This is a genomic window from Rhizobacter sp. Root1238, assembly GCF_001425825.1.
Classification (GTDB): Bacteria; Pseudomonadota; Gammaproteobacteria; order Burkholderiales; family Burkholderiaceae_C; genus Rhizobacter.
In genome coordinates, this window is record NZ_LMDM01000015.1 from 166,597 (window position 1) to 183,152 (window position 16,556).

At 66.0% G+C, this 16,556-nt stretch carries 18 protein-coding genes; 7 read left to right on the forward strand and 11 right to left on the reverse strand.

The annotated features are described in order from the left end of the window. The first annotated feature begins 41 nt into the window (after nt 1-41). Together ASC98_RS14070 and ASC98_RS14075 are read left to right on the forward strand one after the other, a co-directional pair. A complete protein-coding gene (locus tag ASC98_RS14070) occupies nt 42-1,259 on the forward strand; it encodes a YHYH protein (RefSeq protein ID WP_157597693.1) in 1,218 nt (405 codons plus the stop codon). Nucleotides 1,260-1,282: 23 nt separating this feature from the next. Continuing rightward, nucleotides 1,283-2,005: an SCO family protein gene (locus tag ASC98_RS14075; RefSeq protein ID WP_056811997.1), complete on the forward strand. Its 723-nt coding sequence runs from the start codon at nt 1,283-1,285 to the stop codon at nt 2,003-2,005. On the opposite strand, the gene ASC98_RS14080 is transcribed toward ASC98_RS14075, so the two are convergent. Together ASC98_RS14080 and ASC98_RS14085 are read right to left on the reverse strand one after the other, a co-directional pair. Then, complete coding sequence (locus tag ASC98_RS14080; RefSeq protein ID WP_162249224.1) at nt 1,951-2,925, reverse strand: winged helix-turn-helix domain-containing protein; 975 nt, start codon at nt 2,923-2,925, stop codon at nt 1,951-1,953. The two genes, ASC98_RS14075 and ASC98_RS14080, sit on opposite strands and share 55 nt — an antisense overlap. Continuing rightward, nucleotides 2,889-3,332 carry a type IV pilin protein gene (locus ASC98_RS14085; RefSeq protein ID WP_056812003.1) on the reverse strand — a complete coding sequence of 148 codons (444 nt, stop codon included), beginning with the start codon at nt 3,330-3,332 and terminating at the stop codon, nt 2,889-2,891. The genes ASC98_RS14080 and ASC98_RS14085 overlap by 37 nt, the downstream gene beginning before the upstream one ends. Nucleotides 3,333-3,584: 252 nt before the next feature. On the opposite strand from ASC98_RS14085, the gene ASC98_RS14090 reads away from it, so the two are divergent. The 3 genes from ASC98_RS14090 to ASC98_RS14100 all read left to right on the forward strand — a co-directional run bounded on the left by ASC98_RS14090 (nt 3,585) and on the right by ASC98_RS14100 (nt 6,521). Then, on the forward strand, nt 3,585-4,988 hold the full coding sequence (locus tag ASC98_RS14090; RefSeq protein ID WP_056812007.1) for an ATP-binding protein: 1,404 nt from the start codon (nt 3,585-3,587) through the stop codon (nt 4,986-4,988). Beyond that, nucleotides 4,985-5,671, forward strand: coding sequence for a response regulator (locus ASC98_RS14095; protein ID WP_056812010.1), 687 nt, complete (start codon nt 4,985-4,987; stop codon nt 5,669-5,671). Before ASC98_RS14090 ends, ASC98_RS14095 begins: the two co-directional genes overlap by 4 nt. Nucleotides 5,672-5,774: 103 nt before the next feature. Beyond that, nucleotides 5,775-6,521: a response regulator transcription factor gene (locus tag ASC98_RS14100; protein ID WP_056812013.1), complete on the forward strand. Its 747-nt coding sequence runs from the start codon at nt 5,775-5,777 to the stop codon at nt 6,519-6,521. Here the strand turns inward: ASC98_RS14100 and ASC98_RS14105 are convergent. Then, the gene (locus ASC98_RS14105; protein ID WP_157597691.1) at nt 6,422-7,681 is read right to left on the reverse strand and encodes a PAS domain-containing protein; all 1,260 of its coding nucleotides are present in this window, start codon (nt 7,679-7,681) and stop codon (nt 6,422-6,424) included. The genes ASC98_RS14100 and ASC98_RS14105 overlap by 100 nt on opposite strands. 223 nt (nt 7,682-7,904) lie before the next feature. Here ASC98_RS14105 and ASC98_RS14110 point away from each other — a divergent pair, with 223 nt between their 5' ends. Continuing rightward, entirely contained in the window at nt 7,905-9,770 is a 1,866-nt protein-coding gene (locus tag ASC98_RS14110) for a GGDEF domain-containing protein (protein ID WP_056812019.1), read from the forward strand. Between the two features lie 12 nt (nt 9,771-9,782). Here the strand turns inward: ASC98_RS14110 and ASC98_RS14115 are convergent, their stop codons facing one another. The 3 genes from ASC98_RS14115 to ASC98_RS14125 form a co-directional block, all read right to left on the reverse strand. Continuing rightward, on the reverse strand, nt 9,783-10,661 hold the full coding sequence (locus ASC98_RS14115) for a dienelactone hydrolase family protein (protein WP_056812023.1): 879 nt from the start codon (nt 10,659-10,661) through the stop codon (nt 9,783-9,785). Then, nucleotides 10,658-11,377 (reverse strand): hypothetical protein, encoded by a 720-nt coding sequence (locus ASC98_RS31090; RefSeq protein ID WP_056812025.1) that lies wholly within the window; start codon nt 11,375-11,377, stop codon nt 10,658-10,660. The genes ASC98_RS14115 and ASC98_RS31090 overlap by 4 nt, the downstream gene beginning before the upstream one ends. Before the next feature lie 212 nt (nt 11,378-11,589). After that, the gene (locus tag ASC98_RS14125; protein WP_056812027.1) at nt 11,590-12,114 is read right to left on the reverse strand and encodes a GNAT family N-acetyltransferase; all 525 of its coding nucleotides are present in this window, start codon (nt 12,112-12,114) and stop codon (nt 11,590-11,592) included. A 2-nt stretch (nt 12,115-12,116) separates the two neighbouring features. Here ASC98_RS14125 and ASC98_RS14130 point away from each other — a divergent pair, with 2 nt between their 5' ends. After that, nucleotides 12,117-12,821: a hypothetical protein gene (locus ASC98_RS14130; RefSeq protein WP_157597689.1), complete on the forward strand. Its 705-nt coding sequence runs from the start codon at nt 12,117-12,119 to the stop codon at nt 12,819-12,821. A gap of 200 nt (nt 12,822-13,021) precedes the next feature. Here ASC98_RS14130 and ASC98_RS29455 read toward each other — a convergent pair whose 3' ends face one another. The 5 genes from ASC98_RS29455 to ASC98_RS14135 all read right to left on the reverse strand — a co-directional run. Further along, entirely contained in the window at nt 13,022-13,285 is a 264-nt protein-coding gene (locus tag ASC98_RS29455; RefSeq protein WP_235581266.1) for a DUF1493 family protein, read from the reverse strand. A gap of 173 nt (nt 13,286-13,458) precedes the next feature. Next, a complete protein-coding gene (locus ASC98_RS30380; protein WP_157597688.1) occupies nt 13,459-13,920 on the reverse strand; it encodes a hypothetical protein in 462 nt (153 codons plus the stop codon). A gap of 3 nt (nt 13,921-13,923) precedes the next feature. Next, nucleotides 13,924-14,337 carry a hypothetical protein gene (locus ASC98_RS29460; protein ID WP_235581267.1) on the reverse strand — a complete coding sequence of 138 codons (414 nt, stop codon included), beginning with the start codon at nt 14,335-14,337 and terminating at the stop codon, nt 13,924-13,926. Between the two features lie 237 nt (nt 14,338-14,574). Beyond that, nucleotides 14,575-15,093 (reverse strand): hypothetical protein, encoded by a 519-nt coding sequence (locus tag ASC98_RS30385; RefSeq protein ID WP_157597687.1) that lies wholly within the window; start codon nt 15,091-15,093, stop codon nt 14,575-14,577. Next, nucleotides 15,090-16,556: RHS repeat-associated core domain-containing protein (locus tag ASC98_RS14135; protein WP_162252892.1), on the reverse strand; the 1,467-nt coding region annotated here is incomplete at its 5' end. The genes ASC98_RS14135 and ASC98_RS30385, both read right to left, overlap by 4 nt.

Genomic DNA, 16,556 nt, shown 5'->3' on the forward strand with positions numbered 1-16,556 from the left:
GTTTCATCCGACGTTCCTGCAACCGTTCTCTGGAGCCCCCCGTGACCCAAACCCCCTCGCGCGCAGTTCAACTCATCCGATCGCTGATGCAGATCGGTCCGCTGCTGATGGTCGCCGCGTGCGGCGGCAACGGTTCGTCGTCCAGCGTGACGGCCCCCGGCTCGCCGACGCTGAATTCGGCAACGGCCGGCGACCGCCAGGCGGTGTTGACGTTCACGGCATCGACCAGCGGCGGGGCCGCGACGACCTACAACGGCGACTGCACGGCCACCGGGGTCACGACTCGGTCGGTCACGGGCTCCAGCAGCCCGATCACCGTGACCGGGATGACGAACGGGACCACGTACACCTGCGGGGTGACAGCGGTCAATTCGGCCGGGTCGGCGTCGTCGGCGAGCAAGAGCGTGACGCCGGTGGCGGCGTCTTCGGGCGGATCGAGCGGCGGATCGACTTCGGAGCTGGACACGACCAAATTGCCCCTGGGCGACTACCTCATGACGACAACGACGCCGCAGGTCGGGTACCTGTATCTCTGCAGCTCAAACGCTGGCAAGTTTCAGAAGGGCGATGCAGGTCCCTGGTTCAACGGCACCAACAGCGGATCGACCACCACCGCCACCACCTGGGATCTGACCAAGAAGCTCTACGTCGCAGTCACCAAGGCGGCCACAGGAACGTTGAGTTCCACCTTCTCCGTCAGCTGGCCAAGCATCGGCGGCAACGGCCTGCCCGGCCACAACACCGGTGACTTCCCCATCACCGACACCACCCTCAAGCAATACGATGGCAACCCCAATTCGATCAAATCGAAGACCATCGCCTGGGGCTTGCCGAGCACGCCGACCTACCACGACACACCAAGCTGCGTGGGCTACGGCGCGATCGGTGTGTTCCTGACCGGCGCACGGCTCTTTGCCGCAACAGACGCCGTGTCGCGAGACGCTCGTGCGTGGGAGATCACCGATGCCTGCGGCGGGCATCCCTCGACGGACGCGTACCACTACCACAGCCTCCCGGCCTGCGGCCTCACCGCGGATGTGGCGGGCCAGCACTCGGCGCTGGTCGGCTATGCCAGCGACGGTTTCGGCATCTACGGCAATCTTGGTGAGGGCGGCACGGCACTGAAGAGTTCCGACCTGGACAAGTGTCATGGCCACATCCACGCCGGAGCGCCATCGTCGGAGTACCACTACCACACGACCGACGACTTCCCCTACACCGTCGGGTGCTTCCGCGGCACGGCTGCCACGACGGACTGAGCGGCAAGCCCAGGCCGTAGACCATGAAAAGGCGGCTCTCGAAGATCGTGCTGGCTTCCGGCTTCTTGCTGGCGGCCGGCGCCGCCTGGTCGCTGTGGGCCGACTGGCGAAATCCGGGCTCGGCCCTCGCGCACGACACCTTGCCCTTCTACGCGTCGTCCGACCTTCGTCCGCGCTGGGGTCGCATCTCGTCGATGCTGCGGGTCGATGGCTTCGAGTTCACCGACCACCGCGAGACAGCTGTCGACGATCGCTTGCTTGACGGCGGCCCGACCGTCGTCAACCTGTTCTTCGCCGGTTGCGTGTCGGTGTGTCCGGTGTCGATGGACTTGTTGCGAACCCTGCAGGCGAGCCTGGGTGCGCAGGCGCCGCGCTTCGTGTCGCTGACGGTGTCGCCGCTGACCGACGACGCGCGTGCGCTGGCCAACTACAGCAGCAAGTTCGGACTGCCCAAGGAGTGGGTGCTGCTGACGGGCCATCCGCAAGCCGTCGAAGCCTGGGCGCGCCGCAGCCTCTACTCCGACATCACGACGCTCGGCGCGGACGGCCTGCCGCCCCACACCGAGCGCGCGTTCCTGATCGACCGGGGCCATCGCATCCGCGGCCTCTACGACGCGCGCTCGCCGCACGAGATGGTGCGGCTGCGCTACGACATCGCCCGGCTGAAGCAGGAGGAGGCTCCCGCCGGCGATCAGTCGATCTCGAGTTCTTCGCCGTCCGAGGCCACGGCGGTCGTCAGCCGATAGCCCTTGCCACGAATGGCCACGATTCGCACCGCATCGGCACCGACCTCGCGCAGCCGCTGGCGCAGCCGCGACACATGCGCATCGACGACACGCGTGCCACCGATGCGGCCTGCCTTCGTGGCCGGAATCACGGCTTCGATGTCGGCCCGGCTGACCGGATGCGGTGCCCGGTCGAGCAACAGCTTCAGCGTGTACAGCGACGAGATGCCCAGCGAGAACGGCACGCCCCGCACCGTGCAGGTCAGGCTCGCGGTGTCGACCGTCAGCCCGGTGTCGCCGATCGAATCGTCGACGCGAGCCACGCGACTCTTCTGGATCCGTTGCCCGGCATGCCGGATCAGCACGGCCAGTGCATCTTCATGGGCCAGGTCGCCCCAGACGTGATCGAAACCAAGTTCCAGCGCGAGCAGATGCACCAGGCTGCCGAACGCCGGGCCGTACAAGGCCACCGACGACACGCCCGCATCGCGCAAGGCATCGAGCACGGCGCCGAGCGGGACGTCGAGGCCGTTGGCTGCAACGATCGCCAGCCGGGCCGGTCCGGTGCGAGGCGCCTGCACGATGACTTCAGACACCGAGGCCACCACGCACGGCCGGCCGAGGTTGGCACAGACCCGGCGGAACCTTGCACGGTGCCGCTCGTCCTGTGCCACGACGAACACGGTGTCTTCCGGCAACGCCGTCGGCATGTCCATCGGCGTCTCGGTGAACGTGTCGGTCGCGCGTTCCGTTGCATCGACATCCTCGATGCGGGTCGAGGCGTCGGACGCGGCACCCGCCGGGTCCGCGCGGGCGAGACTCAACAGGAGAGGCTGCTCATCGGCGCGCGGACGCGAGGTATCCAAGGTATTGGTCATGAAAAGCTCGATCGATAGCGGCAATCTCACGCCCCGCAGGCACGACCATCCGGCGACCAGCAAGGCAACGCTGCCTGGGTTGCGTTGCCCGCCTGGGGCAGGGAGATCGTCTGTTGGCGGCCCTTTTCGTCGGTGCGGTACTGGTAGCCCGCCATCGGCCCATGGCCGATGGCATCGAGCGTGTAACCGCCTCCGTCGTCCCTGAGTGAGCAATGCACCGAGAAATGTTCCACCTCGGTATCCAGAACCGCACATTTCCCGCCGGTTCCGTAGCGCTGGTTGCGCTGGAAGGCCTTTTCCATCTTGATGCCGGCCACTGACAGTTCCATCAGCGCAGGCATGGCGCGCGACTTCCGGACCTGGGCGCTGTACCCGGGGAGCGCCACCGCCACGGTCACCAGCGCGACGGCGAGGACGACGCTCAGTTCGACAAGGGTGAAGCCGCGGGAGATCGAATGGGTAGAAGCCATGGTTGCAATTTGTTGCGAGTGGGCAGGCCCGAATGATCGGGGTAACAGAATGCGAATGCCACCCACAAGTGCCCGTTTCGAGGGCAGCAAATGTCAACGATTGCGAACCCTCGTTGCCAAGTCGAGGCCTCTGCACCGAGCATGCACAGACCTGCGCTTTGGACCCTGTCATCGCGCCGGCACACGCCGACAACACCGACATCACCCCACGATCAGAAGATCCCTGCGATGCGCTTGCGAATGGTCCATCAATTGGCGCTGCTGCTGCTGGCGACAGTCGGTCTGTCGGTGCTCTGCGTCGTCGTCGGCGCACTGCTCAGCCTGAGTGGCGGCGCATCCGACTATGTCCACGATCGCGAGTCGCGCCGGCTGAATCGATTCGCGGTCTACGTCGGCGAGCAGGCGAGCGACCGGGGCGGCCTGGCCGCGGTGGCCTCCGACTTCGACGGCATGCGCAAGCTGATCGACGGCTTTCTCGCCCGCGAGGGCGATCCGCGGGAGCCGGCCCCCGGTGCCCAGGGCAGCCGCGTCCGGCCACCCGGCTTCGCGGGCCGCATCCGGATCCTCGACACGAGCGGCGTGCGGATCGCAGGCAGTCCGGCCGAACCGAGCGGCCGCACGCTGCGCCGCGAGATTCTCGTCAACGGTCGTGCGGTGGGCACCGCCCTGCTGGATCTCGGCGGCCGCACCGGCGAATCGGACATCGATTTCCTGCAAAGCCAGTACCAGGGCGTCGCAGTCGCCGCCTTCGTGTCGCTGGTCGTCTCGATGGCCCTGGCGGTGCGCGTCGCCCGCCGATGGAGCCGGCCGCTCGGCGCACTTCAGGAGGTCACGCGCAAGCTCGCTGCCGGCCATTTCGAGTCGGCCGAGCCGTCGTTCGACGGCCCGCAGGAGATCGCGCAGTTGTCGCACGACGTGTCGGCGATGGCGACCTCGCTGCGCCGCCTGGAGCTGACCCGGCGCAAGTGGATGGCGCAGATCTCCCATGAGCTGCGCACGCCGCTGTCGGTGCTGCAAGGCGAGATCGAATCGATGGAAGACGGCGCACGCGAACCCAACCGCGCCCTGGTGATGAACCTCGGCGAGGAAGTCCGCCACATGGTGCGCATCGTCGACGACCTGCACCTGCTGGCGGTCGCCGACCTCGGCAGCCTGCCTTGCCACAAGGTCGATCTGGATCCGCTGGACACGCTGGAATACGTCGTTGCGAAGCTCGTCCGCCATCCGTCGCTCGATGGCCTGGAGGTGGAGGTGACTGCCGCCGCGCCGCGCATGCTGCGGGCCTCGTGGGATCCGGTTCGCATCGAGCAGGTGTTGCGGAACCTGTTGACCAACAGCGGCCGCTACACGACCCGCCCGGGGCGCGTGCGCGTGTCGTGGGCGCCGAGCGAGGACGGCCAGCACCTGAGGCTGACCGTCGAAGACTCGGCGCCCTGCGTCGAGCCGGCCGACATCCCCCACATCTTCGAGCCGCTGTTCCGCGGCGACCGGTCCCGCCAGCGCAGCGGCACCGGCAGCGGCCTGGGCCTCGCGATCGTGCGCGCCATCGTGATCGCCCACGGTGGCACGGTCGATGCCAGCCCGTCGACGTGGGGAGGCCTGGCGATGCAAGTGATGCTTCCGGTGAAGGCGCAGCAGCAAGGAGCCTCCGCATGAACAGCTCGATGGACACCACCTCGATCCTCATCGCCGAGGACGACGTGAAGATCGCCGACATGCTCGGCAACTACCTGCGTGCGCAAGGCTGGCAGACGCTGGTGGTCCACAACGGCGTCGCGGCCGTGAACGAGGTGCGCATGCAACGCGCATCGATCCTGCTGCTGGACCTGATGCTGCCGGGCCTCGACGGCCTCGAAGTGTGCCGCTCGATCCGCGAGTTTTCCTCGGTGCCCATCATCATGCTGACGGCCCGCATCGATGAAGTCGATCGCCTGCTCGGCCTGGAAGCCGGCGCGGACGACTATGTCTGCAAGCCGTTCAGCCCGCGCGAGGTCGCCGCGCGCGTGAAGGCGCAATGGCGCCGCGTCACCGGCCAGTTCCGCACCATGTCGCACGGCGGCTTCGACGTCAATGAGGCGGCGCAGCGCATCCTGTGGCAGGGCCGCGCGCTCGACCTGACAACCTCCGAATACCGCATCCTGCGCGCACTGCTGGTTCGCGCCGGCGCCATCCTGTCGCGCGCCCAGCTGCTCGACGCGGTGCGGCAGGACTTTCGCGACACCGCCGACCGCACCGTCGACAGCCACATCCGCAACCTGCGACGCAAGCTCGAAGAAGTGCGACCTCAAGGCTCGGGCATCGTCGCGGTGTACGGCGTCGGCTACCGCTTCGACCCTTGACGCGTCAACCCCGTGCGTGTCCTTCCAAAAGAGACCCGTTTTCATGTATGTTCAAACTCACGGACCGGCCCTCGCAGGCTGGCCGCTTCCTCCGGGGGACCCGATGAGAGTCGCAATCGTTGACGACGATCCTTCACAGGTCGACTTGATCTCGCATGCCATCTCCAGCCTCGGGCACGATTGCCAGGGGTTCGAGCGCGGCCAGGCGCTGATCCGGCAGATGCGGCGCGACACCTTCGATTTCCTGGTCCTCGACTGGCACCTGCCCGACATGACCGGACCCGAAATCGTGACCTGGGTTCGGAACAAGGTCGAGCACCGCATCCCGATCCTCTTCGTGACGAATCGCAATGAAGAGCGCGACCTGATGGACGCGTTGGCCAACGGTGCCGACGACTACCTGACCAAGCCGGTGCGGGTCGGCGAACTGGCCGCGCGCGTGACCGCGCTGATGCGCCGCAGCTACCCCGCGGCCACGAGCGAAGTCGAATCCTTCGGCCGCTACAGCTTCGACACCCGGCGGCGCGTGCTGTCGATCGACGGACAGGCGATCGAGTTGAAGCAGAAGGAGTACGAGCTGGCGCACTTCCTGTTCCACAACGTGGGCCGCCTGTTGTCGAGACAGCACCTGCTCGAGAAGGTGTGGGGCGTGAATCCGGAGATCTGGTCGCGAAGCCTGGACACGCATGTCTCGAACCTTCGCAACAAGCTCGGCTTGCGACCTTCTTCCGGCTATCGGCTCAGCGCCGTCTATGGCGTGGGGTACCGGCTCGAGACGCTGGACGAGGCCGGGACAGCCGCGACCGCCGGGGCCGTCGGCGTGGGACCCGAATCCGCCCCGCCGGACTGAAGCCGGGGCAGGGACAGGCTCATTGTCAGCCCTTGCGTGGTGGCACGGCGCTGACGCAGCATGCCGCCGTGGCGGCGTGCCACCAGCGCGGCGAACCCGAGCGCGTAGTCGCCCTCCGCCGGCAGCACCGGCACGCCATCGCCGGCCTTGACGGCCCGGCTGCCGGCGAGATCGACACCGCCCTCAACGGCCTCTGGCGTCGCGCCGTGGTCAGTCACTTCGAAAGCAGCACCGGTGCCGCTGCAGACCACATGGCATTGGATGCTGGCTCCTCCCGGGCTGCGCCCGAGCGCATGCCGGAGCAAATGACCGAGCGCCCGCTGCAGCAGTTGCGCATCGCCGACGACATGCACCGGTGCCCCCCCGGACTGGGGACGGCGGACCGTGACCCGGCGTTCGCGTGAGCGTTCCCACAGATCGTCGACCGCCTCGGCTGCCACCTCGTTCAGGTCGATCGTTTCGCAGCGCAGCTCGGTTTGCTGCGCTCGCACATAGCGAACGAAGTTGTCGGCCATCGACAACGCAGTGATCGCGTTGTTTTCGACCTGCGACAGCAGATCGGCTTCGTTCATCGCGCCCTGGCGCAACCGCCACAACTCGACCACGCTGAGGATGGTGGAGTGCGGCGCACGCAGGTCGTGGTTGAGCAGGCGAAGCGCCGCGTCGAGCTGCTGCTGAGCGAGTTGCTCGGCGGTGCAGTCGCGCACGGAGACCGTCCAGCCCGACACGCTGCCGAACACGCCGAACCGCGGCGTCGCCCGCACGACCAGATGGCGGTGCTGCAGGTCTTGAGATTCGCATTCGAAACCGTGTTGCGGTGCATCGCCCGGCGGCCACACCGCCGCCCGGTCGCCGAGGCGGACCGTGCCGCTGAAGAGATCGGCGATGTCTCGCCCCTGCAGCAGACCGCCGGGCGGCCCGTTGAAGCAGGCCTGCGCGGCAGCGTTCGCGTGGTCGATGCGCCCCGCGGCATTCACCAGCAGCATCGGGCCGAGATGGGCGTCGGCGACGGCCCGACGCTGGCGCTGCGGGCTCAGCATCGGGCCGTTGCGGCCCAGTGCGGACAGATGCTGCAGAAGCCCTTGCCAGCCGCCGCGCCGGACCGGCTCGGCACCCGTGGCGACGGGCAGGTGATCCGGGCGTGACGATGGGGCTGTCATGGGTTCATTGTGGGCGGAGCCCTCGGCGCATGGCAAGGCCGGATCGATGCGTTTGCCGGCGACCTGAGCGCTTCAATCGCCAACAACTGTCAACTCGCCGCGGTGCCTCGCGGAGGGTCGGAATAAGTCACGGGCCACCGCAACAGCTGGCCCGCTGCGATGCCGAAATGGCGTGCACGATGCCTCTCCGTCGCGCCTCCCTCGCCCGCCCGCGGGCGTTCCCATGACCATCGACATGTCGTCCACCCGCGCTGCCCTGCCTGCGCCGCCCACCCCGGCCGGGCGGCGCTTCCGCCCGCTGGTGTTGCGCACGCTCGTCGCCATCGCGCTGAGCTGCCTGGTGTGCTCGACGCTGTCGCTCGGTCTGCAGGCCTGGCTCGCGTTCGGCGCGCAGGTCGACGACGAACGATCGATGGCACGCGACATCGCCGCCACCCGCCTGCCGCGCCTCGCCGATGCGCTGCATCGACGCGACGGCAGCGCGATCCAGCATGAGCTCGACCTGATCTCCCGCTATCCGCGCATGGTGAACGTGCGGCTGTTCGCCGAGACCGGCGCCACCTACGCGGCCGGCGCGCCGTCCGACCTGCCCGGTGCGCCGCAAGGCGTGCAGCACGACCTGCTGCCGCGCGCGGCGCTGCACGGCGTCGAGATGCCGATCGCCGCGGCGGGCGCCGACCCCACGGCGCTCGGCCGGCTGGAGCTCGACTTCGATCGCAGCGGCCTGTCGGCCGAGATGCGGCGCAGCGTCGCCAGAACGGCCGTTGCGATCGTGCTGCCGGCCGTGCTGCTCGGGCTGCTGGTGGCCTGGATGCTGCACCGCGACATCTCCCGCGGCCTGCGCCTGATCGCCCGGCAGGCGGCGTTGCTGAAGCCCGAAGAACTCGGCCCGCTGCCGATCTGGCCGCGTCCGCAGCGCCGCTGGCGCGACGAGATCGACCTGGTGGCCGACAGCTTCCAGCAGTTGCACCGCGGCATCGCACGCTATGTCGGCGAGCGCGACCGTGCGTTGCAGCGGCTCGGTGCCGAGCGCGACCGCCTCGAGCATGCGGTGCAGCAGCGCACCGCCGACCTGACGCGCCTGAACCGGGTGCTCGAATCGGCCTCGCGCCTGTCAGCCCGCCTGATCTACCTGCCGCCCGATGCCTATCCGCTCGCGCTCCGGATGGCGTTGGCCGACATCGCCGAGGTGCTCGGTTCGCGCGCCTGCGCGCTGGCCGAACGCGGCGACGCCCGCCGCTGGACCTGGACCTTCAGCGGCGGCACCGGCGCCTGCCCGGCCGAAGGCACCGAGTTGCCGCCGCTGTTCCCGGTCGACGGCTGGCAGATGCAGTGGTGCACCGAAAGCAGCGACTGCCACGAATCCCGCGCACTGCTGCATGGCTGCGCGGCCGGCTCGCTGCAGGTGTGCCGGCACGATGCCGCCGACAGCGGCCAGCTGCTGGCCTGCCTGGACCTGCCGCAAGCGGTCGAGGAACGCGAGATCGCCCTCATCGCGAAGCCGCTGTTCGGCGCGCTCGCACGCTGGCGCGACCTCGCGCAGCTGGAGCAGGCGCGCCGCGAGCTGTTGCACCAATCGCGCAGCGATGCGCTGACCGGCCTCGCGAACCGCCGCGCGTTCGACGAGCGCAAGCTGGAAGAAGTCCGCCGCGCCTGGCGTTCGCAGCGCCCGCTGACGCTGGTGATGATCGACATCGACCACTTCAAGCGATTCAACGACCGCTACGGGCACGCGGCGGGCGACGACTGCCTGGCGCGCGTCGCGCGGGCGATCGGCGCCGCCTTCGAGCGCGGCGGCGAATGCGCGGCCCGCATCGGCGGCGAGGAGTTCGCGGTCCTGCTGCCCGACGTCAGCGCGGACGACGCTGAACGCCGCTGCGAGCGCATCCGCCAGACCCTCCACCACATGGCGATCCCGCATGCCGATTCGCCGCTCGGCTTCGTCACGGTCAGCATGGGCATCGCGACCCTGTGCATGACCGAGCGCCCGCCGCCCGACATCGCCTTCGACCGGCTGCTGAAGCGGGCCGACATGGCGCTCTACGGCGCGAAGTCGGCCGGTCGCGACGGCATCGTGATGCTGATGTGAGCCCGCGAAGGCTCAGCGGCCCGTCCAGGGCGCGATGAACTCGATCAAGCGCTGCCGCGAGCGCTGCAGCGCCTCGGGGTTGCCGCCGACGTGCACGCCGTCGCCCGGATGCAGCCCGTTCGGCACCTCCGGGCGCAGGCGAACCGGCGCATGCGAATCGAAGCCGTGATACGCCCCGGCATAACCCTCGATCTGCACCGCGGGGGTTCCCGCGCCGCTGTCGAGCGCTGCCCGTGCCGCGAGCGCGTGGCAGGGCTCGGCGGGCGTCCAGTCGTCGGCCTCGCCGACCAGCACCAGCAGCGGTGCCGACGGCTGGTAGCCGCGCCGCAGGTCGGCCTCGCAACCGGGGTAGAACGCGACCGCGAAGGCCGGCCGCAGCGGCGCCTCGCGCACCTCGCGCTGCCGCAGGTTGGTGGCCGACAGCACGGTGCTGCCACCGTTCGACCAGCCGACGAGGCCCAGCCGCTGCGCATCGACGTCGGGCCGTTGCGCCAGCCAGTGCAGCGACGCGAGCGCGTCGAGCCGGCGATTCGCCTGCGTCACCTGCCGCGTGCCGACGCGCTGCGTGCACAGCTCGGTCTCGCCGCGCGGCGTCAGCGAATCCACCACCAGCGCATGCATGCCTTGCTGGTTGAACAGCTGCGCGTACTCGCGCATGCGCTCGCCGAGCCAGCCGCGGTGGTCGTACGGGCCGCTGCAGCCATGCAGCAGCACGACCGCGGGCGCCTGCCGCCGGTCGACACCGAACCACCAGGCCTTCAGCGCGACGACCGGGCCGCCACGACGATCCAGGCTGTCGAAGGCGACCTCGGTCTGCGCCTGCGCGCCGAACACCGCGGCGCAGCCCACGGCTGCCAGCAGGCACCGCCAACGCGACGCGACACGGCTCACGGTGCCCTGACGCCGTCCGGCGCGATGCCTGTCGCCGCCGGCATCGGCGCGAAATTCAGGGCCTGCGTCCCCGGCGTCGCGCTGAGCGTCGTCACCGCGCCGATGCCGAAGTCCTGCGAACCGCCGACGCGCCGATAGCGCCATTGCATCTGGGTGCGCCAGGCACCGGCGCGTTCGATGCTGCGTTCCACCTGCAGCTGCACGCGGGCCCCCTTGCCGGTCAGCTCGCCGGTCACCTCGACCAGCGCCAGCCGCAGCGCCGGTCCGGAGACCCGCTCGGCCCACACCGTGCAGCGCGAGCCTTCCGCGGCCACCAGCAGCACCCGGCTGTCGCTGCCCGGCGCGGCCAGCACCGTGCCGGGCTCGCCGGCGAGCAACTCGTCGGTGGAGCCGCGCATCGGGTCGACCGGCGAGAAACCCTGCGCAAGCGCCCAGTCGACCGCCGCGGCCGGCTGGCCTTCGGTCTGGATGCAGGCCTCGCGGAACAGGCGCGCCACCGCGCGCGGGTCGGCCCACAGCGAGCGCAGCGGCGCCGTCTCGGGCGCCGGCTCGGCGTCAGCGTTCTGCGCCGCCAGCGGCGTGATCAACTCCGCCGCCGAGGTCACCGGAAACGTCACCGCCGGCTCGATGACCGACGGTGGCACCGACTGCGCGGCGGACAACGCCGGCCACGACATCCACAACGCCAGCACCGCCGCCTGCCCGATGCCTGCCACGACGGATCGATTGCCTCTGACCGTTGCCACGCCCTGCCCTTTCACTGTTGCCGCATTGTCGAGGGGGCGATCCTCGCACACGCAGGCCGGTCAGTCCTTCCAGGCGTGCGGCAACGGGTCGACGCAGGCCTCGCCGACCGCTGCGCGCCGGCGTCGTCCGCCCGGCCGACTGGAAGCTGCCGTCTTGCAAGCTGGCAGGCCGATCGAGCAGGTCAGTTCCCGATGCGCGGCGGGTTCGGATGGAAGCGGACCATCGCGTGCGCATCCACATACAGCCCGTCGCGCAGCGCATACCCCTTGAACGTGCCTTCGACCTCGAAGCCGAACTTGCGGTACAGCCGCAGCGCGGCCGGGTTGTCGGTGTACACCGTCAGCTCGAGGCGCAGCGCACCGACCCAGTTGTCGGCGTAGTCGCACATCGCGGCCATCAGCGCGCTGCCGACTCCCTTGCCTTGCGCCGACGGCGCCACCGAAATGCCCAGCACCAGCGCGTGGCGGCGGCGCAGGTGGGGCCCGACCGGGTGCAGCCCGGCGGTACCAACCACCTCGCCATGCAGCTCGGCCACCAGCGGCAGGTCGGTCTTGCCGGGCGCGCAGGTGTCGGTCAGCCGCGCCTTCCACGAATGCGCATCGGAGTGGGGCATCTGCATCAGCCCGGGGAACACCTGCGGGTCGCCCATGATGCGGGCGAAGGCGGCGGCGTCATCGGGGTTGGCACGCCGGAGGGTGATCGTCATGCATGACCTTTGGCAGTTGTCGCAAGCCCGCGCAGCTTACCTGCCCCGACTTCGGGCTGACGTACGACCGTTCGCTTGCAGCAGCGCACCGCCCGCGTGCGGCATGCACACTGCATTCACGATCAGCCACTCCCGCACGCCCTGCCACCGTGAACACCACCACCACTTCGAATGAGTTCCTGTCCGAGATGTCCCTGCTGATGGGGCTGCCGCAGGGCGGCGCCACCGCGTTGCAGGACAGTTCGGCGTTCTGGGGCCCCGGCGGCCTGCTGTGCCGGCTGCAGATGCAGCATGACGGCGCGGTCACCGCGGTGCGCCCGCAGGTGCTGCTGCCGATGCTGGCCCGCGAACTCGCGGGACTGCGCGTCGAGCAGATGATGGCGATGCAGCAGGCCGTGATGATCGAGTACGGCTGGATGCTCGGGCTGTCGTCCGAAGGCATGCTGCAGCTGAGCCCGCTGAAGTGGATCGAGCAGCCGAGCGACGCGGTTGCGGCACTCGACCTCGGTCATGCGGTGGGGATGCAGGCGTTGGAGAGCTTGTTCGTCGATGACGACAGCGAGGCGGACGATGGGGCTGAACTGCGGGCCGCCAAGCTTGGTTCCAAAGGCAGTCCGATGTTGGGTGCCGAACGCTTCGACGACCTGGCCGATGATTTCGACATGCCGTGGGATGAAGGCGGCCGCACCCGGCCCATATTGCACTGAATTGCGGCGGCTGCCGTTGCTGCGACAGGTGGGTGGAGATCGCAGCTGCGTGGCATGGGCAGCGACGGCATCGGCTGCATGTAGCGATGCCTCGCATAGAAGCCTGACGGTCTCAAGTCTGGCAAGGGTGATGGACATTTACCACCCAATGCAACAAGGGCCGAGCAGCGGCCCTTGTTCATTTCGTGGCTTCAATGTTTCTAGTCATGCGCTGCTCGATTCACCAGTTCGACCAGATCCTTGATGAACAGAGGGTCGAGAGACTGAGCGCCACGAACACCAGCACCTCCCAGGATGCGACGGAAGAAGCTCATCGGTGATGCACCAGCTTCAGGGCCAACGTAGTGCGCATTGGCGAACGATTCGATGTCCACCGCAAATCTCTTGGTAAATGCATCCAACAGTTCCGCACCGTCATCACCGTCAACCCCCAGATCTAGATTGATGCGGGTCTCAAGCGTCATGGTGGTCGACGCCGGCAATCTCAGGTTCGCCCTGAGCCAACTCATTACGTCTTCAGCGAGATTACTTTGGTGCGCACTTGTCATCTTCGCATTTGACCTTGCATTGGTACACCTGGCATCCATCAATCAAAAGCAATACCCAGCCAACACCTGGAATCCAACAACCAGGACCGTCATCTGCGGTCCGCGATCCAGGTCAACATATCTAACGCTGCAATTGCGCTTGGATCCAAGTCCCGCAAAGCAGTCGGGTCCAATTTCCTGATAAGCGCCTGCTGACTTGTGGACAAAGCCTTATTCGCAATAACCTGTAGAGCCTCCCTGATTTCCGCTTCTCGACTGGAGCCGCGGTCAGCTGTCCTGCTTAGCGGAAGAACCCCGCCAATATAATTAACAAGAAGCAACTGTTGACGAGCACGCTCGATATTCATTTTTCCAATGCGAGCCACGCCTACAATACGGCCGTCGTTGCCCGCAATGACGATCTCCATTGAGCCGCCATCCGGGAAAGCTCGTACATCGATGATTTTCAATGGGCGATCCAACCCGTTGGGAGTCAACATCAGCGCCGAAGCGAGCAGCCATACCAATCCAATCACCACAACCAGAACAATTGTCGTAAATGCTCGCTTCATTGCTCAGAATGACGAGTTTGGATTGAATGCCATTTTTACCTCCATCACCTGAAAGAACCTGTCCATCTCATCCTGCTCATACTGCGAAAATCTTGCCGTCTCCAAGGACTTCACTGACTCAAGAACTTTGAGCGATCCGTCAGCGGGTCGAACACCAAACAACTCGACATGTCGGAGCGCCGTCAGCCCCAATAACGGCCGCAATGAATCAAGCTCGAGGGTTTTGTTTGCGCGATCCCAAGACGGCGATGTCGCCAGTGAAAGGGAAGTCAAGCCGATCAAGCTTTTCAGTGGCTCGATATTTTTGATGTTTGGCAAGTGAACCACACGTAGATATCTAAGCCGCCGAAGCCTCGAAAGAAAATCAAAACTATCATCCGGAAGAGATGCAATCACAAGCTTTTCGAGATTTGTCATTTGAGATATTTCCGCAAAACTCCTGTATTTGCAATTCCATACGCGCAATTTTTGAATTGACAGCGGTGGCCAACGCCCGGGAAATTCCGAGATGCATCTTTCATCAAATCAAGTTTTTGATCCACGCCTATTTACCCTGGTCACCAAGCAACCGCGCGCCCACTGCATAGCTTCCGTGTACCAATCTCTGTCTTTCGCGATAGAGTTGTTGCACTTCAGACTTGAGACCGCCATCTTCTACTCCGATAGCCCGAGCACTTGTATCAGCCGAGCCTTAGCATCTGCATCGGACGAAAGATGACTGACAACCCATCCAATATCAATATCGTCCAACGACCAACCTTCCTCAAACCAATGGCGAACCCAAGGCCTAAAGTAGTTTATTGACTTTGATCCGGAAGGGCTAGATACATCCAAACTGGCAACTCCGAAGCTCAGGATTTGAACTCCATATCGTCGCCATCGGACGTTCAGATCTTTTAAGGAAAAATCATCGTGCCCGTCGAAAAATCGCCACTCATTTTCCGCAAAATACACCGCCAAAAATATCCGAAGAGGCTTCCCTCTTAATATGCTGACAACTTTGGAACCGAATCCGACGGGCTTACCTTTTTCCGCAATGCAGCTTGATAGCACCTTGAATGACGCATTTGACGTATCCAACTCAAAGAATTCAGTTTCCCACGGCGCTCCGCTTGTCAGATTTCGCAGTACAACTTTCCGATGCGACTTCGAGCGATCATTGATGAAGGTCATTTTTGGCACTCACAAATTGCCCCCTCGGGATTAAACAGCTGACGGATCACAGCGACTCCTCCCAAGCCGAGTATTCCCGCATTCCATCTTGGATTTGAAATGCCCGCCCGTCCGATTGCGTATGCATCGCCTCTCAATGCCGCTTTGGCAAGGATATTCTCGAGCGAAGGATCGCGGTCCAGCGAATTTATCAGAGGCCTCATGATGGATCTATATTCGCTTTTTGCTGCAGCGCGAGCTGCATAGGCCGCCTCCACAGTGGCGGCACCTTTCGGAATGGATGCAACCCTTGACATGTAGCCGAGCCTTCCAGCTATTGGAAATAGCGTTGTGTACCATTGTCCTGCATCGCGCATCGCTTGATACGCGGGGGTGCATTTCACCCCACCATCAATGTCCCAGCCGGCGCGGATCGATCTGCTTGGACTGAAACCAAAAAAACTTATTCCGTCACCAAATCCCGTTACGGCGTCCACCAATCCTTGATCTGGCGTAGGCAAATCTGCCGCACTCCACAGCCCGTTCGGATCTATCGAGAGCAATGGGTTTCCCTCAACGTAGGCAAAGGTATTGATCCCACCGACCAGTCCTGCCGGATCCGATTGCGTGTAACCACCTTTTGAGGAGTCGTAGCTGCGGAAGTAGTTGTACCAAAGCCCGCTCTCCGCATCCGCGTACTGCCCCGGGGAGCGCAGGTTCTGCGTGAAGACCCCCAGCCCGCTCGGATTGTTCGCCGGCGCCGTGGTGCCGAAGGGCTCGGCCAGCCAGTGCCAACGCACCCGGTTGAAGCGCAGGTTCTGCGTGAAGACCCCCAGCCCGCTCGGATTGTTCGCCGGCGCCGTGGTGCCGAAGGGCTCGGCCAGCCAGTGCCAACGCACCCGGTTGCTGGTGTCCACCACCACCCTCGGTGCATTCAGATGATCGGCGTGGATGTAGGTGATGAGCGGCGGGCCGCTCGCGTTGGCCGGGTCCGGCATGAACATCGCCACCGGGATGTTGTCCAGCCACACGTATTCGCGGATCGCCTGGCCCGTCTGGACCACCACCCTCGGTGCATTCAGGTGATCGGCGTGGATGTAGGTGATGAGCGGCGGGCCGCTCGCGTTGGCCGGGTCCGGCATGAACATCGCCACCGGGATGTTGTCCAGCCACACGTATTCGCGGATCGCCTGGCCCGTCTGGTCGTATTCGCCCAGCAGTTGGCCTTCGAGGTCGTACACGAAGACGATCACCTCGCCGGTGCTCGTCACCTTGCGGATGCGCCTTCTGCTTGCGTCGTAGTCGTAGCTGCCGGTCACGCCCGCCTTCGTGATGCTCGCGATCGAGCCGTTCAGCCCGTAGGTCGCGGTGTACGCCGCGCTGTCGCTGATCGTGTTGCCGGCGCTGTCGTAGCCGAAGCTCCTGGCCGGGTTCGTGATGCTGCTCAGYCGGTTGCTCGTCGCCTCGGTCGTGTAGGTGCTCGG

Coding starts and splice junctions, on each gene's coding strand:
- ASC98_RS14075 (WP_056811997.1), top strand. CDS start 1,283: ATGAAAAGGCGGCTCTCGAAGATCGTGCTGGCTTCCGGCTTCTTGCTG.
- ASC98_RS14085 (WP_056812003.1), bottom strand. CDS start 3,332: ATGGCTTCTACCCATTCGATCTCCCGCGGCTTCACCCTTGTCGAACTG.
- ASC98_RS14095 (WP_056812010.1), top strand. CDS start 4,985: ATGAACAGCTCGATGGACACCACCTCGATCCTCATCGCCGAGGACGAC.
- ASC98_RS14100 (WP_056812013.1), top strand. CDS start 5,775: ATGAGAGTCGCAATCGTTGACGACGATCCTTCACAGGTCGACTTGATC.
- ASC98_RS14105 (WP_157597691.1), bottom strand. CDS start 7,681: ATGACAGCCCCATCGTCACGCCCGGATCACCTGCCCGTCGCCACGGGT.
- ASC98_RS14110 (WP_056812019.1), top strand. CDS start 7,905: ATGACCATCGACATGTCGTCCACCCGCGCTGCCCTGCCTGCGCCGCCC.
- ASC98_RS14125 (WP_056812027.1), bottom strand. CDS start 12,114: ATGACGATCACCCTCCGGCGTGCCAACCCCGATGACGCCGCCGCCTTC.
- ASC98_RS14130 (WP_157597689.1), top strand. CDS start 12,117: ATGACCTTTGGCAGTTGTCGCAAGCCCGCGCAGCTTACCTGCCCCGAC.
- ASC98_RS29455 (WP_235581266.1), bottom strand. CDS start 13,285: ATGACGCTTGAGACCCGCATCAATCTAGATCTGGGGGTTGACGGTGAT.
- ASC98_RS30380 (WP_157597688.1), bottom strand. CDS start 13,920: ATGAAGCGAGCATTTACGACAATTGTTCTGGTTGTGGTGATTGGATTG.
- ASC98_RS29460 (WP_235581267.1), bottom strand. CDS start 14,337: ATGACAAATCTCGAAAAGCTTGTGATTGCATCTCTTCCGGATGATAGT.
- ASC98_RS30385 (WP_157597687.1), bottom strand. CDS start 15,093: ATGACCTTCATCAATGATCGCTCGAAGTCGCATCGGAAAGTTGTACTG.